Source organism: Streptomyces sp. NPDC026246 (assembly GCF_055567995.1).
In genome coordinates this window covers 280063-295291 of record NZ_JBVHPJ010000008.1, presented here as the reverse complement: position 1 = coordinate 295291, position 15229 = coordinate 280063, and the positions used below count along the sequence as shown (strand labels likewise).

14 protein-coding genes, 1 tRNA gene and 1 pseudogene are annotated in these 15229 nt (G+C 73.5%); 8 read left to right on the top strand and 8 right to left on the bottom strand.

The window, feature by feature from the left end; genetic code table 11:
• Positions 1–54 precede the first annotated feature (54 nt).
• Positions 55–3666, top strand: coding sequence for a cobaltochelatase subunit CobN (gene cobN, locus ACZ4M5_RS21915; RefSeq protein ID WP_467739220.1), 3612 nt, complete (start codon positions 55–57; stop codon positions 3664–3666).
• Between the two features lie 73 nt (positions 3667–3739).
• Here the strand turns inward: cobN and ACZ4M5_RS21910 are convergent, their stop codons facing one another.
• The 3 genes and pseudogenes from ACZ4M5_RS21910 to ACZ4M5_RS21900 all read right to left on the bottom strand — a co-directional run.
• Positions 3740–4522: a TSUP family transporter gene (locus tag ACZ4M5_RS21910; protein ID WP_467739218.1), complete on the bottom strand. Its 783-nt coding sequence runs from the start codon at positions 4520–4522 to the stop codon at positions 3740–3742.
• Positions 4523–4817: 295 nt separating this feature from the next.
• Entirely contained in the window at positions 4818–5102 is a 285-nt protein-coding gene (locus tag ACZ4M5_RS21905) for a DUF4190 domain-containing protein (RefSeq protein WP_467739216.1), read from the bottom strand.
• Positions 5103–5384: 282 nt separating this feature from the next.
• A pseudogene (locus tag ACZ4M5_RS21900) lies at positions 5385–5738 on the bottom strand (STAS domain-containing protein); the annotation flags it as partial.
• A gap of 276 nt (positions 5739–6014) precedes the next feature.
• On the opposite strand from ACZ4M5_RS21900, the gene ACZ4M5_RS21895 reads away from it, so the two are divergent.
• The 4 genes from ACZ4M5_RS21895 (at position 6015) to ACZ4M5_RS21880 (ending at position 8443) form a co-directional block, all read left to right on the top strand.
• Positions 6015–6404 (top strand): MerR family transcriptional regulator, encoded by a 390-nt coding sequence (locus ACZ4M5_RS21895; protein WP_467739470.1) that lies wholly within the window; start codon positions 6015–6017, stop codon positions 6402–6404.
• Between the two features lie 173 nt (positions 6405–6577).
• Positions 6578–7873 (top strand): DUF5933 domain-containing protein, encoded by a 1296-nt coding sequence (locus ACZ4M5_RS21890; protein WP_467739468.1) that lies wholly within the window; start codon positions 6578–6580, stop codon positions 7871–7873.
• Between the two features lie 67 nt (positions 7874–7940).
• Positions 7941–8174, top strand: a complete 234-nt coding sequence (locus ACZ4M5_RS21885) for a hypothetical protein (protein ID WP_467739214.1) — start codon at positions 7941–7943, stop codon at positions 8172–8174.
• 44 nt (positions 8175–8218) lie between these two features.
• On the top strand, positions 8219–8443 hold the full coding sequence (locus ACZ4M5_RS21880) for a hypothetical protein (RefSeq protein ID WP_467739212.1): 225 nt from the start codon (positions 8219–8221) through the stop codon (positions 8441–8443).
• Between the two features lie 11 nt (positions 8444–8454).
• On the opposite strand, the gene ACZ4M5_RS21875 is transcribed toward ACZ4M5_RS21880, so the two are convergent.
• The 3 genes from ACZ4M5_RS21875 to ACZ4M5_RS21865 form a co-directional block, all read right to left on the bottom strand.
• The gene (locus ACZ4M5_RS21875; RefSeq protein ID WP_467739210.1) at positions 8455–8673 is read right to left on the bottom strand and encodes a hypothetical protein; all 219 of its coding nucleotides are present in this window, start codon (positions 8671–8673) and stop codon (positions 8455–8457) included.
• 134 nt (positions 8674–8807) lie between these two features.
• Positions 8808–9395: a hypothetical protein gene (locus ACZ4M5_RS21870; protein ID WP_467739208.1), complete on the bottom strand. Its 588-nt coding sequence runs from the start codon at positions 9393–9395 to the stop codon at positions 8808–8810.
• Between the two features lie 63 nt (positions 9396–9458).
• The gene (locus ACZ4M5_RS21865; protein ID WP_467739206.1) at positions 9459–9875 is read right to left on the bottom strand and encodes a hypothetical protein; all 417 of its coding nucleotides are present in this window, start codon (positions 9873–9875) and stop codon (positions 9459–9461) included.
• Positions 9876–10288: 413 nt separating this feature from the next.
• On the opposite strand from ACZ4M5_RS21865, the gene ACZ4M5_RS21860 reads away from it, so the two are divergent.
• Positions 10289–11071 carry a hypothetical protein gene (locus ACZ4M5_RS21860; protein ID WP_467739204.1) on the top strand — a complete coding sequence of 261 codons (783 nt, stop codon included), beginning with the start codon at positions 10289–10291 and terminating at the stop codon, positions 11069–11071.
• A 36-nt stretch (positions 11072–11107) separates the two neighbouring features.
• Here ACZ4M5_RS21860 and ACZ4M5_RS21855 read toward each other — a convergent pair whose 3' ends face one another.
• Together ACZ4M5_RS21855 and ACZ4M5_RS21850 are read right to left on the bottom strand one after the other, a co-directional pair.
• Positions 11108–12844, bottom strand: a complete 1737-nt coding sequence (locus ACZ4M5_RS21855) for a SpoIIE family protein phosphatase (protein ID WP_467739202.1) — start codon at positions 12842–12844, stop codon at positions 11108–11110.
• Positions 12845–13278: 434 nt separating this feature from the next.
• Positions 13279–13352, bottom strand: a tRNA-Gly gene (locus tag ACZ4M5_RS21850).
• Positions 13353–13897: 545 nt separating this feature from the next.
• On the opposite strand from ACZ4M5_RS21850, the gene dcd reads away from it, so the two are divergent.
• Together dcd and ACZ4M5_RS21840 are read left to right on the top strand one after the other, a co-directional pair.
• Complete coding sequence (dcd, locus tag ACZ4M5_RS21845) at positions 13898–14473, top strand: dCTP deaminase (protein WP_333932072.1); 576 nt, start codon at positions 13898–13900, stop codon at positions 14471–14473.
• Positions 14474–14525: 52 nt separating this feature from the next.
• Complete coding sequence (locus ACZ4M5_RS21840; RefSeq protein WP_467739199.1) at positions 14526–15035, top strand: phosphoribosyltransferase; 510 nt, start codon at positions 14526–14528, stop codon at positions 15033–15035.
• Positions 15036–15229: the final 194 nt, after the last annotated feature.

Genomic DNA, 15229 nt, shown 5'->3' with positions numbered 1-15229 from the left:
GGGACCCCACACCACCACCCGGGGCGCGGACACCCCGAGGAAGGCCGACGCCGCATGATCCTCCTGCTGTCGACGTCCGACACCGACCTGCTCAGCGCCCGAGCGGCGAACGGCCCGGTGCCCTACCGCTTCGCCAACCCCGCCCGGCTGCCCCTGGAGGACCTGCCCGGCCTCCTCGACGGCGTCGACCTGGTCGTCGTCCGCCTCCTCGGCGGCGTCCGCGCCTGGCAGGACGGCCTCGACCTGCTCCTGGCCGACGGCCGCCCGGTGGTCGTCCTCACCGGCGAACAGGCCCCGGACGCCCAGCTGATGGCCGCCTCCACGGTCCCCGTCGGCATCGCCGCCGAGGCGCACGCCTACCTCGCGCACGGCGGCCCGGCCAACCTGGAGCAGCTCGCCCGCTTCCTGTCCGACACGGTCCTGCTCACCGGCCACGGCTTCGAGGCCCCGGCGGCCGCGCCCACCTGGGGCCCGCTGGAGCGCGAGGCCCGCGCCACCGACGGTCCGGCCGTCGCCGTGCTCTACTACCGCGCCCACCACATGAGCGGCAACACCGCGTTCGTCGGCGCCCTGTGCGAGGCGATCGAGGACGCGGGCGGCCGGGCCCTGCCGCTGTACGTGGCGTCCCTGCGGGCGCCCGAGCCCGAACTGGTCGACGCGCTGCGCTCCGCCGACGCCATCGTCACCACCGTCCTCGCCGCCGGCGGCACCAAGCCGGCCGCCGCCTCCGCGGGCGGGGACGACGAGTCCTGGGACGCGGGCGCGCTCGCCGCCCTGGACGTGCCGATCCTGCAGGCCCTGTGCCTGACCGGCTCGCGCGCCGCCTGGGAGGAGAACGACGAGGGCGTCTCCCCGCTCGACGCGGCCACCCAGATCGCCGTCCCCGAGTTCGACGGCCGCCTCATCACCGTCCCGTTCTCCTTCAAGGAGATCGACGCCGACGGCCTGCCCGCCTACGTGCCCGACCCGGAGCGCGCGGCCCGCGTCGCCGGCATCGCCGTACGCCACGCCCGGCTGCGGCACATCCCGGCCGCGGACAAGCGCCTGGCGCTGGTGCTGTCCGCCTACCCGACCAAGCACTCCCGCATCGGCAACGCGGTCGGCCTGGACACCCCCGCCAGCGCGGTCGCGCTGCTGCGCCGGCTGCGGGCGGAGGGCTACGACTTCGGCGACGCCGACATCCCCGGCCTGGTCTCCGGCGACGGCGACGAGCTGATCCGCGCGCTCATCGAGGCCGGGGGCCACGACCAGGAGTGGCTCACCGAGGAACAGCTCGCCCGCAACCCGGTGCGCATCCCCGCCGCCGACTACCGCCGCTGGTTCGCCACGCTGCCCGAGGAGCTGCGCACGGCGGTCGAGGAGCACTGGGGCCCGGCGCCCGGCGAGATGTTCGTCGACCGCAGCAGCAACCCCGAGGGCGACATCGTCCTGGCCGCGCTGCGGTTCGGGAACCTGCTCGTCCTCATCCAGCCCCCGCGCGGCTTCGGCGAGAACCCCATCGCCATCTACCACGACCCGGACCTGCCGCCCTCGCACCACTACCTCGCCGCCTACCGCTGGATCGCGGCCCGCGCCGAGGACGGCGGCTTCGGCGCCGACGCGATGATCCACCTCGGCAAGCACGGCAACCTGGAGTGGCTGCCCGGCAAGAACGCCGGCCTGTCCGCCGCCTGCGGCCCCGACGCGGCCCTCGGCGACCTCCCGCTGATCTACCCGTTCCTGGTCAACGACCCGGGCGAGGGCACCCAGGCCAAGCGCCGCGTGCACGCCACCCTCGTCGACCACCTCGTGCCGCCCATGGCCCGCGCCGACTCCTACGGCGACATCGCCCGCCTGGAGCAACTCCTCGACGAGTACGCCCAGATCTCCGCCATGGACCCGGCCAAGCTCCCCGCGATCCGCGCCCAGATCTGGACCCTCATCCAGGCCGCCCGCCTCGACCACGACCTCGGCCTGGAGGACCGCCCGGACGACGACGGCTTCGACGACTTCCTGCTGCACGTCGACGGCTGGCTGTGCGAGGTCAAGGACGCCCAGATCCGCGACGGCCTGCACGTGCTGGGCAACCCGCCCGCCGGAGCCGACCGCGTCAACCTCGTCCTGGCCATTCTGCGCGCCCGCCAGATCTGGGGCGGCACCACCGCCCTGCCCGGTCTGCGCGAGGCCCTCGGCCTGGACGAGTCCGCCGCGACCCGCACCACCGCCGACCAGGCGGAGGAGCAGGCCCGCGCCCTGGTCCAGGCGATGGAGGACGCGGACTGGGACCCGGCCGCCGTACCCGCGGTGGTGGCGGCCGGAGTCGACGCCGAGCGCGCCGAACAGGTCGCGGCCATCCTGCGGTTCGCGGCCGACGAGGTCGTCCCCCGCCTGTCGGCCACCACCGGCGAGATCGACCACGCCGTGCACGCCCTGAACGGCGGCTTCGTCCCCGCGGGCCCGTCCGGCTCCCCGCTGCGCGGCCTGGTCAACGTCCTGCCGACCGGCCGCAACTTCTACTCCGTCGACCCCAAGGCCGTCCCCTCCCGCCTCGCGTGGGAGACCGGCCAGGCCCTCGCGGACTCCCTCCTGGAGCGCTACCGCACCGACAACGGCGAGTGGCCCACGTCCGTCGGCCTGTCCCTCTGGGGCACCAGCGCGATGCGCACCGCCGGCGACGACGTGGCCGAGGCGCTCGCCCTGCTCGGTGTGCGCCCCGTCTGGGACGACGCCTCCCGCCGGGTCACGGGCCTGGAGGCCGTGCCGTACGAGGAACTGGGCCGCCCGCGCATCGACGTCACGCTGCGCATCTCCGGCTTCTTCCGCGACGCGTTCCCGCACACCGTCGGCCTGCTGGACGACGCGGTCCGGCTGGCCGCCTCGCTGGACGAGCCGGCCGAGGCCAACCACGTGCGCGCCCACGTCCAGGCCGACCTCGCGGACCACGGCGACGAACGCCGCGCCACCACCCGCATCTTCGGCTCCCGCCCCGGCACCTACGGCGCGGGCCTGCTGCAGCTGATCGACTCCCGCGACTGGCGCACCGACGCCGACCTCGCCGAGGTGTACACCGTCTGGGGCGGGTACGCCTACGGCCGTGAACTGGACGGCCGTCCGGCCCGGGAGGAGATGGAGACGGCGTACAAGCGGATCGCGGTCGCGGCGAAGAACACCGACACCCGCGAGCACGACATCGCCGACTCCGACGACTACTTCCAGTACCACGGCGGCATGGTCGCCACGGTCCGCGCCCTGCGCGGTACGGCGCCCGAGGCGTACATCGGCGACTCCACGCGGCCGGAGACGGTCCGCACCCGCACCCTCGTCGAGGAGACGTCGCGCGTCTTCCGCGCGCGGGTCGTCAACCCCAAGTGGATCGAGGCGATGCGCCGCCACGGCTACAAGGGCGCCTTCGAACTCGCCGCCACGGTCGACTACCTCTTCGGCTACGACGCCACGACCGGCGTGGTCGCCGACTGGATGTACGACAAGCTCACCGAGGCGTACGTCCTGGACCCGGCCAACCGCGAGTTCCTCCAGCAGGCCAACCCCTGGGCGCTGCACGGCATCGCCGAGCGGCTGCTGGAGGCGGAGTCGCGCGGCATGTGGGAGAAGCCGGACCCGGCGGTCCTGGACGCGCTGCGCCAGGTGTACCTGGAGACCGAGGGCAACCTGGAGGACGAGGACTGAACCGTCCCGACCGGCAGCCCCGTCGCCCGCGCCGCGCGTCCGCGCAGCGCGGGCGAGCTGCGGTCCGCGCGCGTCAGCGCACGGCCTGCACCGCATAGAGCGCGCCGACCGACGCGGCGAGGGTGCCGAGCAGGAGCCGCAGGAACCGCTCGGGCAGGCGGGGCTGGAGGCGGGCGCCGAGGTAGCCGCCGGTCAGGCCGCCCAGCCCGCAGGCGAACCCGAGCAGCCAGTCGGGCGCGATGTCCTGACCACCGGTCAGCGACAGCAGGGCGTACGTACCGGCGCCCACCAGCGAGGTCACGAAGGTCGCGGCGAGCGCCGCCGGGGCGACCCGGGCCACGGGCATGCCCCGGCCGACCAGCAGCGGCCCCAGCAGGGAACCGCCGCCGATGCCGTACACGCCGCCGACCACGCCGACCGCCACGGCCACCGCGCTCACCGACCGGCCGGACGGTTCCGCGTGCCCGCGCCGGCGGGCCGGGCGCAGCGTGCGCACGACGAGCCACAGCCCGAGGGGGAGCAGCAGCACGGCGACCAGGACCCGGAAGACGACCGGGCCGGGCAGCGCGAAGACGCGGACGAGCGCGCCGAGGACCACCCCCGGCACGGTCCCCGCGACGAGCCGCCGGGTGAGCGGACCGCCGAGCACCCCGTCCCGGCGGTAGCGCAGCAGCGCACCGGGGCCGGCGACGACGTTGTACAGCAGGTTCGTCGGCGTGACCGACGGGCTCGGCACGGCGAGCACGCTGAGCTGCACGGGCAGCAGGAACACCGCCCCGGAGACCCCGACGGGTGCGGTGACCAGCGAGATCACCACACCGGCCGCGAACCCCAGCGCTCCGGTTCCCCACTCCACCGCGCCTCCTCCACCGACCGTGCGGCCCGGGCCGTTCGAGCCGGGCCGCCCGGCCAGTATCCGGCCGCGACCGACTCCGCGCCGCCGCCGGGAGGAGGAGGCGTCGGACGGCGACCGCGTCCAGCGCCGGGTACCACCCGTCGAGCCAGCGGGCTCTCGCGCGCAAAAAAGACAGCCGCGGCCCACTGACGGACCCGTCCGGTCCGTCCGTGACCGCGGCTGCCGGGTGGCGCGGGGGGCGGCCGGTGCCCGGCCTGCGCCCGCCCGCGAAACCCCGGGTCTGCGGGGCGGTGCGTCAGCCGCCCACGTACCAGCTGAAGCCGCCGTTGTTGGCGGCGACCGCCAGCAGGATCAGCCACAGGACGACGTCGACGACACCGAGGATGATGCCGGCCTTCGCCATGCCGGCGCCGTTCTTGACCGACGCCTGGCGGCGGGCGACGGCACCGAAGACGATGGCCAGCGGGCCCAGGATGATGTTCAGGAAGAACAGGCCGACGATGCCGCAGCACAGGCTCGCGATGGCCAGGCCGTTGGTGCGCGATCCGGACGCGGCAGAGGAACCACCGTAAGTCGCCATTGGATACTCCCAGTTGTCGGTTGCACGGACCGAACGGGCCGCACTCTCCTCACTCTTGACGACATCCGAATGCCCCTGTGTGACGGTCCCATGTCCGTGAATCCGCAACTGTGAAGCTCCTGCGCGGTGATGGCGCCCCGCCGCGCCCGCCGCGCCCGTCGCGCTCGGCGCCAGCCAGGTCAGGCGCGGCGGCGCCCGGAGCCGGAGCCCGGTACGCCGCCGTCGAACGACCTCTCGGCGGAGACCCCCGAGGCGCTGACGGCCGAGGCGGTGGGCGGCGGCTCAGTGACCGCCCGTGAGCTCACCGCTCAGCGTGCGGTGCATCCGGGCGCTGGCCTCGTTCAGGCCGGTGATCTCGACCGTCTTGCCGTGCTGGGCGTACTTGGTCTCGACGGCGTCCAGTGCCGCCACCGACGAGGCGTCCCAGATGTGCGCGGCGGACAGGTCGATGACGACCCGGTCGGGATCGGCGGCGTACCGGAAACGGCCGACGAGGTCGTTGGAGGAGGCGAAGAACGGCTCACCGGTGACCCGGTAGACGACGGAGCCGCCGTCGGGGTCGGCGACCGCCGTGACGTCGGCGAACCGGGCGACGCGCCGGGCGAAGACGACCATCGCGGTCACCGAGCCGACGACCCCGAGGCAACTCCCGGCGGCGGGACGGCGTCCCGCACCATGAGGACCTGGGTACCGAGTACGCGGCCGTACCGAGTACGCGGCCGTACCGAGTACGCGACGGAAACGGACTCGGCGGACAGCCGGCGGCCCCGCCCCGGCAACTCTACCCTGACGTTAGGGTAGAGATCGGAGCGGGACCTCCCGGACCGGGGCCGGCCCGGCGAGAGACGAGGAAGGCGCGGCGTGAGCAGCGAGCACATGGGGATCGGCGAGCGCACGCGGATCGGCGAGCACATGCAGATCGGCGAGGTCGCCGCCCGGACCGAGCTGTCGCTGCGCACCATCCGGCACTACGAGGAGACCGGCCTGGTCATCCCCTCCGCCCGCTCCCAGGGCGGATTCCGCCTCTACACCGAGGCCGACGTCGCCCGCCTCATGGTCATCCGCCGCATGAAGCCGCTCGGGTTCACCCTCGACGAGATGCGCGCCCTGCTGGAGGCCACCGACCGCCTCGACTCCGGCGAGGATCTCGACCCGGAGGCGCGCGAAGAACTCCTTGACCGGCTCCGCGGCTACGAACAGGCGGCTGGGCGGAAGGTGGAGGACCTGCGCGTCCAGCTGGCCCGGGCCGAGGACTTCGCCGCGACGCTGGCGGAGCGCCTGACCGCCTCCACAGGCCACTGACGCCCCTCTCGCCTCGCCGATAGCATGTTCGAGCCCGCGATGGCGCCCCCATCGCCTCCCCTCCACTCGGCGGTCCGCACGGACCGGCCGTCGGACCGACAGCAGGAGCAGTGCGCGTGGTTTCGCGAATAGGCGGCACGGCCTCGTCGGCCGGGTGGCGCCACGGACGCGCGGTGCTCTGGGGCGCGGCGGCCGTGGTGGCGCTCGGATTCCTCACCGCACTGGAGATCGCCAGCCGCCGCTACGGCGAACCCGGACCGCTCACCACCCAGGTGAACGCCCTGGTCCTCGCCCCCAAGCCGGGCCCGCTGTACGGCGGCCTGGTGCTGATGATGGTGGTGCTCACCTGGCGGCAGCGGTTCCTGGCGGCCGGCGCGGCGCTCGGCCTCGACGCCGTCCTGCTGCTGGTGCGCTGGGCGGCGGGAGCCGAGGCGCCCGACGGCCACTCCGCCGGCACCGGCGCGCTGTGGGTGATGCTGGCCACGGGGGTCGTCGCCGTCACCCGCCGCACCGGCGAGGAACGCGTCCTGCTCCTGAAGGGCGTGGGGCTGGGCCTGCTGCTGGTCGCCGCCCGCAAGACCGGCGACGCCTGGCTGTTCATCACCGCCAAGACCCGCCCGGCCGTGCTCGACCAGTACGTCGCGACGGCCGACCACGCTCTCGGCAACCCGTCGTGGCTCGCGGGCCGGATCGTCGAGGCGACCCACCCGGTCAGCACACACGTGCTGCAGATGGTCTACGCCCAGCTCGCGGTCGCGGCCGTCGTCGTCGCCGCCTACCAGCTGCGCCACGTCACCGTCGAACGCCGCTTCCCGCGCCACCACCTGGTCCGTACCTTCCTGCTCATCGGCCTCCTCGGGCCCGGCATCTACATGCTCTTCCCGGTCGTCGGACCCGTCTTCGCCTACGGCCCGGGCGCCTCCGGCACGGGCGGCGTCGAGTGGGCCGTGGCCGACCTGTGGCCCCACACCGCACCGCAGCTCACGGCCCCGCACCCCATGACGTACGACGGGATCACCCCGCGCAACTGCATGCCCAGCCTGCACACGGCCTGGGCGGTGGCGATCTTCGTCCACACCCGCAGGGCCCCGCGGCTGCTGCGCTACGCCGGCACGTTCTGGCTGGTCACCACGCTCGCCGCGACCCTCGGCTTCGGCTACCACTACGGTGTCGACCTCATCGCCGGTGTCGTCTTCGCCCTCACGGTGGAGGCGGCACTGCGCGCCACGCGGTACGGCTGGGACCGGCGCGGCATCCAGCTGGTCGCCTACGGCACCGCCGTCTTCGTCGCGCTGCTGCTGTCGTACCGCTACCTGCCGATGCAGCTGGCCCGGTACCCGGAGCTGTCCGGCCCGCTCCTCGTCCTGGCGATGGTCTCGGTCGTCTACGGCTACATCCGCACCACCAGGCAGTGGGACCCGGCCCCCGCCCCGGCCCCGCGCCCGGAACCCCAGCCGGAACCGGCCTGACGCGTCCCGCACTCCTGCCCCGGCTCACGCTGGCCCCAAAAATCGAACACATGATTGAATTCATGGCATGCGAACGTTTCCCGACGACCTCGTCCGGGTGCAGCGGGAGTGGAGCGCCACCTACCGTCAGCTAGCCGACCGCCCCGGCCGCACGGAACTGCGCCGGCGCCTGCACCGCCTCTCGGTCCGGGCGTTCTTCCACCCCTACTGGCGGCAGCGACGCCCCAGCCCCGCCGCCTGGTGGGAACTGCGCGAGCTGGCCCACCGGACCGGGGACACGACCGGCCGGGCCGCCCGATGACGCGCCGGCATGCGGGCGACCACGCCCCGGACGATCCTGAAGACATGGCCGGACCGATCCGGGTGATCGTGCACCCCCCGTCACCCTCCGGGGGCCGGCGCGTGCGCGTGGACGGCGAGATCCTCGGCCTCGCCCACAACCTGGCCGACGTGGCGGAGTTCCTCCGCCGGGCGGGCCTGGACATCGACCCGTCGGACGTGGCCCTGGCCCCGTGGATCGACTGGCGCGGCACGGGCCCGGACGTCTGGGGCCCGGACCCGACAGCCTGAGCCCGCCTGTCCTACGGACGACGAGGGCGGTCGGACTCCCAGGGCAGGAACCCGTTGACGGCATAGCCGGTGATCTTCACCCGCTGCTCCTGGATTTCGATCCGCCGAGCCTGCTCGATGAGCAGCCCGTCGGCGTTCTCGGTCGCGCGGTTGCCCCGCCGCAGCAGCACGACGACGAGCACGACGACGATCCCCGCGAGCCCGCCGAACAGCATGCCGATCTCCAGCACGTCACTCTCCCCCGATCGGTCCGGCGCCGTCCCGTAGGACGACGTAAGGGCTTCCTTCCCCACGGAAGCGACGGCCACTCGGCGGGCAACGGGGGCGCCGGTCGGCCCCTCACCGGACCGAGGGACCGATGGAATCAAGGGGAGTCGTCGACACCGAGATCGGCGCGCATGGCATCCTTCTGCGCCCCCACGCACGGCCAGACCCGCTGGTGCAGTGCGTCCTCCAGGGCCTGGAGCCCGGCCGCCGAACCGGACAGCGCGGGCGCCTGCTGCTTGATCTCGCGGTACGCGGCGTTCAGCCGGTCCTTGGCCGCACCGCAGGCGCGCAGCACGGGTCGGGGCGCGATCATCTGCGCCTCCGAGTAGCGGTCCCGGAAGGTCAACCGGACGGCCTCCAGCTCCGCCAGGGCGGCGTCGGCGTCGCCGTCGTGCCGCAGGGCGTGCAGATAGCTGTTCATGGTGGTCAGGAACTGCCGGGACGCGGTGTTCAGCTCGATGTAACACCGCCGCCGCATCTCCAGGCTCTCGCGCTGCCGTACTTGGGCCTGCTCGGCCCGCAACAGCGCCTCGGCGTGCTGCCGTTCCTCCCGCCGCTGCTCGGCGGCGGCCTGCAACTCGAGCCGCTTGGTGCGATCGGCCCGGTTCTGCGTCAGCAGGGCCGCGCCCAGGGTGCCCATCACACCCACCACCGCCACGACCAGTCCCGCCCAACCCCCGTCCACCTTCCGTGACTTCCACCGACGGCAGCCGCGTCAAACCCGCCGACGCGGCGGAAGCCGAAGAAGTCAGGGGCCGCAGGCCCCGCGGGAGACGGAAGCGGGCACCGGAGCGCGGCTCGGTGCTCCGCCCTCGTCCTCCCACCGCTCCATCTGTGCCCGCGCGGAGGGGTCCGCGCGGGTGCGGCCCGCGCCCCCGGTGGGGGTGACGGTGTCCCGGCCGGGAAGCGGTGGCGCGGGCACGGACCCGGCATCCGCCGTGTGCCGGGCCGTGGCCTCGGCACCCGTCGGCGCCGGGCGTCCGGCGCGTGGTCCGGCCCCGTCGTCGGCGCGGCCGGCGGCCGGACGGCCGGAGAGGAGGCGGCTGTGGGGGTGCGCCGCGATCCTTTCGCCGTGCGCGGTGGTGAGCCGGTGGATCACGTACGCTCCGCCGGCGACGAGCAGGAGCAGAACGGCGAGGGTGAGGGCGATGTTCACGGCGGTCACGGCCTGACGGTCGGCCGGACGCGGGAACCGCCCGGGGGAGACGGGCCCTGCGTGCCACGGGTGTGTGGCACCGGTGGTGCCCCGGCGCCGGGGGTGGCGGCGGTACCCGTGGTGAACAGGAGCAGGACGGCCCTGCACGGGTCCGGTTCCGGCCAGGCGTCGGCGGCGGGGGAGGTGTCGAGGGCCGGGGCCATCGTGTCGGCCTGTCTCCGGAGGCTCCTGCGCTGCGCGGGGCTTCCGGCGGAGTGTCTCGCCGAGGACGAGACCAGCGCGTGAGCCGGTGTGCGACATGCCCTCGGTACCTCCACCGTACTCCCGCGCGCCCCCGTCCGCCGGGGAGCGGACGAGGGGCCCCGCACCCGTTCGCACCGCCCGCCTCCACCGCCCCTGCGGAGGACGGCCGCGGGAGTACGGTGGAGAACACCGAGGGCATGCCGCACACCGGCTCCGACGCCGGTGCCGCCCTCGGCGACCGACGACGCCGGGGCGGCTCCACCTCCCCGGGGCAGGGTGTGCTCATGACCGTGAACGTGCCGGTCGCGCCGACGACCACGGACCTCCCCGGGCGTCCCGTCGGTGCGGGCCGGCCCGCGACGCCGAGGCCCGGCCCGCCGCGGCCCGAACGCGGCTCCTCGCCGAGGGAGGGCCAGCGCGTCCGGGCCCTGACCCGGCGTCAGATCGAGGACCACCTGCAGGAACTGGGCGACCTGTACGCGCAGACGTCCGGCGGCGGCCCTTGGGCGTGGAACCAGGCCCGCGGCGCCTTCCTGCGCCGGCTGGCGGCGGACGTACGGCGGCCGGGGTTCGAGCTGCTGATCGCGGAGACCCCCGCGCTGACCGGATGCGCCTACGGATTCCCCGTACGCGGGGACGGCCCCTGGTGGGAGGGGTTCGACGGGCACCTTCCGGATCTGCTGCGTGGTCCGGCCGCCGGTGGGCGCCTCCTGGTGATCCGCGGGATCCACGTCCCCTCCCGGGTGCGCCGGCAGAACCAGGACCGTGCCTGGAACCTCGCCCGGCGGCTGCAGAGACGGCTGCTCGCCGACCACGGAGCCGACGTGGCCGTCACCCTGGTGAGCCGCTCCGACCACAGGACCGTCGAGGCGTTGCTGTCCTGGGGATGGCGGTACCTCGACGGAGACACACCCGGCACGGCCCCCCACGGCCCGTTCCGCGTCCTGGTCCTCGACACCTGAGGCCGCGTGTCCGACTGGCCGGCCACCTGCCGCCCCTCAGAGCGACGGCAGGCGCAAGGCGAGGAGGGCGACGTCGTCCGTGCTGCCGGGCGGCATTCGGGCCGGCAACCGGTCGCACAGTGTGTCCAGCGGTTCGTGGGCGAGTGCGAGCGCGTGGCGGCGCAGGCGGGCGAGACCGGTGTCCAGGTCGCTGCCGGGGACCTCGATCAGGCCGTCGGTGTAGAGCAGGAGGGTGGAACCCGGCGGCAGGACCTCCGCGGCGCTCGGCCGGCCGGCGCCCGTGTCCACGGAGGCGCCGAGGAGAAGCCCTTGCCCCGTCTCGAGGTACCGCGCCTGTCCGTCAGGGGTCAGCAGGAGGGGCGGCGGATGCCCGGCGCTGGTCCACCGCAGCGTCCACGGGCCGGTGTGCGGGTCGCCCTCGAGCAGGGCGAGCACGAGGGTGGCCATGGGAACCGTGGTGATGGCGGGCATGGCGTCGTCGAGACGGTCCACGACGGCACCGGGCGGGCCGCTGTCGTCCCACGCCAACGACCGCAGGATCCCGTGCAGTTGGGCCATCCCGGCCGCCGCGGTCAGGTCGTGGCCCACGACGTCGCCGATGACCAGCGCGAGCGTGCCGTCCTTCCGCTCGAAGGCGTCGTACCAGTCGCCGCCCACCTGGGATCCGGCCGGGGCGGGCTGGTAGCGGGCGGCCAGCCGCAAACCGCCGGGCTGAGGCAGCGGGGCGAGCAGGTTGCGCTGCATGGCTTCGGCGACGGCGCGCTGCCGGCCGAAGCGGCGGGCGTTGTCGATGACCAGGCCGACCCTGCGGCCGATGTCGCTCACGACGGTCAGGTCGCCGGCGTCGAAGGGATGCGCCGGGTCCGTGCGCGCCAGCGTCAGGGCACCGGTCACCCGCTGCCCGGAGCCCAGCGGCACCGTGACGGCCGACGTCGCGCCGGCGGCCCGCAGGAAGCCGCTGTGGACGGTGGCCAGTGCGGAGGTGACCGGTGCGGCCAGCTCGGCCTCCCCCTGCAGGGCGGGATCACCGCCGTGCAGCACCTGGACGAGCGGGGAGCGGGTCTCCTGCGCCGCGTCCGGAAGACGCTCGTGCCAGTCCTCCTGGGCGAGATCCCGTCCCGCGGGGCCCGTCACGGCCACCCGGTGGACCTGGCCGGAACCGGAACGCAGGTCCACCGCCGCCCAGTCGGCGAGGCGCGGAACCAGCAGACGGCCCAGCCGGGCGAGGGCCTCGTCGGTCTCCAGGGTCTGACCGAGTACATCGGTGATCTCGGCGACCAGGGTCAGCCGCTCGGTGAGGTCCTCCAGGGCACGCGTGTAGGCCGCCCGTTCCCGGCGCGCGCTGCGGTCGCCGGAGGCGTCGTCGAACAGCACGGTCATGCCCATGAAGACGCCGTCGTCCATCAGCGGGGAGGCGGACCAGGAGACAGCGACCAGGCGGCCGTCACCGCGCAGACAGACGCGGCCCTCCTCCCGCGTCTCGGCCCTCTCGGCCACGGCCCGCAGCAGTGTGCACCGTTCCCGGGGAATCCTGCGGCCGTCCGCGTCCCGGTGCAGCAGGTCGTGCGTGTCCTCCCCGATCATCGCCGGGGCGGCACGGCCCAGCAGCCGCTCGGCGGCCGGATTGACCGCGAGGATCCGTCCGGCGGGATCCACGACGATCAGGGCCGTGCCCAGTTGCCCGACGACCCGCTGCCAGAATTCCGGCCCGGCCGCCGTCCCCCGGCGTCCCTCGTCTCCCGCACTCGCCACCGATCCGCCCTCTCCAGTCATGGCAACCCTTGCCGAAGACCGCGGCCGCGGCACCGGACGACACGCCACGGTGGCCGACGGACTCCGTGCGGACCGGGAAGGGTTCCGGAGCAATTGAGCCACGGGAGAGCCGCCGACACGCCGGAGTCGGCCCCACCGGACCCACTCCCGCCGAGGCACCGGCTCCCGGACGCCCGCCACCGTGCCGGTGGCCGGGCGACGGTTCTGACGTCGGACGTGAACGACCTCGGCTCGCTCACTGCCGGACACCCGCGCCCGAACGCGGAGACGATCTGAGCCGCGCCACCGTGCGGCGGCGATGCCCGCCGTACGGACTCGGCCCCGGGACAACGTTCTCCCGCCCAACGGGCAGGGTCGGTCACGCCCGAGCAGGGCTGGTCCCGCGTGGCCCGGGAAACAACTGAGGCCCAGGTCTTCGACCTGGGCCTTCTTCATGGAGCGGGTGACGAGAATCGAACTCGCGCTCTCAGCTTGGGAAGCTGATGTTCTACCATTAAACTACACCCGCGCAAGACGCCGACCGGGTCGGTGTCCGAGCGATCGCCACTTTACCTCATGTCAGGCCCCCGGTGTTGATGCCGCGGGGCCTGAGGCCGTTTCAGGCATGGGATGCGGCTGCGGGGGAACCGAGTTGGGGCGTACGGTGGTGCGGTCGAAGAGGGCCTCGGCGGCACCGGAGTGCCGCCTGGAGGGCCGTCCCTTTGATCCCGTACTGTGGCTTTTGTCGTCAGGTGAGCAGCAGCCCGACGCGGCTCTTGGGGAAGGGACTCTTGGACTTGATGGAGCGCACCGTCGTCCGTTGTGCCGATGGGCACGTGTTCAGCACCGCTTCGTTCCCGATGCAGCAGGCCGAGCGACTCGGCCCCGGCCGGCTGCTCCGTTGCCCGCGCTGTGCGCGGCTCCGGAGCGTCGTGCCGGTGACCCTGCAGAAGCAGTAGCCCGGCGGAGCGCAGGCGTAGCGGACATAGCGGATATAGCAGGCATACAGCAGTACACAGGCGCGTGGAGTCGTCCGGTTGCGGGCGCTCCGCGCGCCTTGCGTATCCTCGGGGCGTGCTTCTCTCAGACAAGGACATCCGGGCCGAGATCGACGCCGGGCGGGTGCGTATCGATCCGTATGACGACGCGATGGTGCAGCCGTCGAGCATCGATGTGCGGCTGGACCGCTACTTCCGGGTGTTCGAGAACCACCGTCACCCTCACATCGACCCGGCCATCGAGCAGGCCGATCTGACCCGGCTCGTGGAGCCGGAGGGGGACGAGCCGTTCATCCTGCACCCCGGCGAGTTCGTCCTCGCCAGCACCTACGAGGTCATCACCCTCCCCGACGACCTCGCCTCCCGGCTGGAGGGCAAGAGCTCGCTGGGGCGGCTGGGCCTCGTGACCCACTCCACCGCCGGCTTCATCGACCCCGGCTTCAGCGGGCACGTCACCCTCGAGCTGTCCAACCTCGCCACCCTGCCCATCAAGCTCTGGCCGGGCATGAAGATCGGGCAGCTGTGCATGTTCCGGCTGACCTCGCCCGCCGACTTCCCGTACGGCAGCGAGCGGTACGGGTCGCGGTACCAGGGGCAGCGGGGGCCGACCGCCTCCCGGTCGTTCCTGAACTTCCACCGGACCCAGGTGTGAGCCGACCGGTGATGAGCGACGCTGGCAAGAGGACGGGCGAGGGGATACCGGCATGAGTGACGTACGCGAGAACCTGACCTACGAGAAGTTCGGCGTCGCAGTGCGCGAGCTGGCGCAGACCATCGCCGACGACGGCTACGAGCCCGACATCGTGCTCAGCATCGCCCGCGGCGGCGTCTTCGTGGCCGGCGGTCTCGCCTACGCCCTGGACTGCAAGAACATCCACCTGGTCAACGTGGAGTTCTACACGGGTGTCGGCACCACCCTGGAGATGCCGGTCATGCTGGCGCCCGTGCCGAACGTGATCGACTTCTCGCGGAAGAAGGTGCTGATCACCGACGACGTCGCCGACACCGGCAAGACGCTCAAGCTGGTGCGCGACTTCTGCCTCGACACCGTCGCCGAGGTGCGCAGCGCCGTCGTCTACGAGAAGTCGCAGTCGCTGGTGAAGTGCGAGTACGTCTGGAAGCGCACCGACGAGTGGATCAACTTCCCGTGGAGTGTCTTGCCTCCCGTGCACAAGTCGGGCGAGGCGCCGAAGGAGAACAAGGAAGCGCTCTGACCTGCTCCCATTGCGGGGGCGGGAGTACTCGCTGCGATCCCTGCACGGACTTCGAGGGCGGCGGCACAGGAGTGTCGGACGGCGAGATGGTCCCAGGGCGCATCCTTCAGGGCATCCCCCGGGATTCCCGGTCCCGGGCACGGGTGGGCGTGGCCCCCAGTCGCCTGGGGGCTGTTCGCGCCATGGCTTCCGAG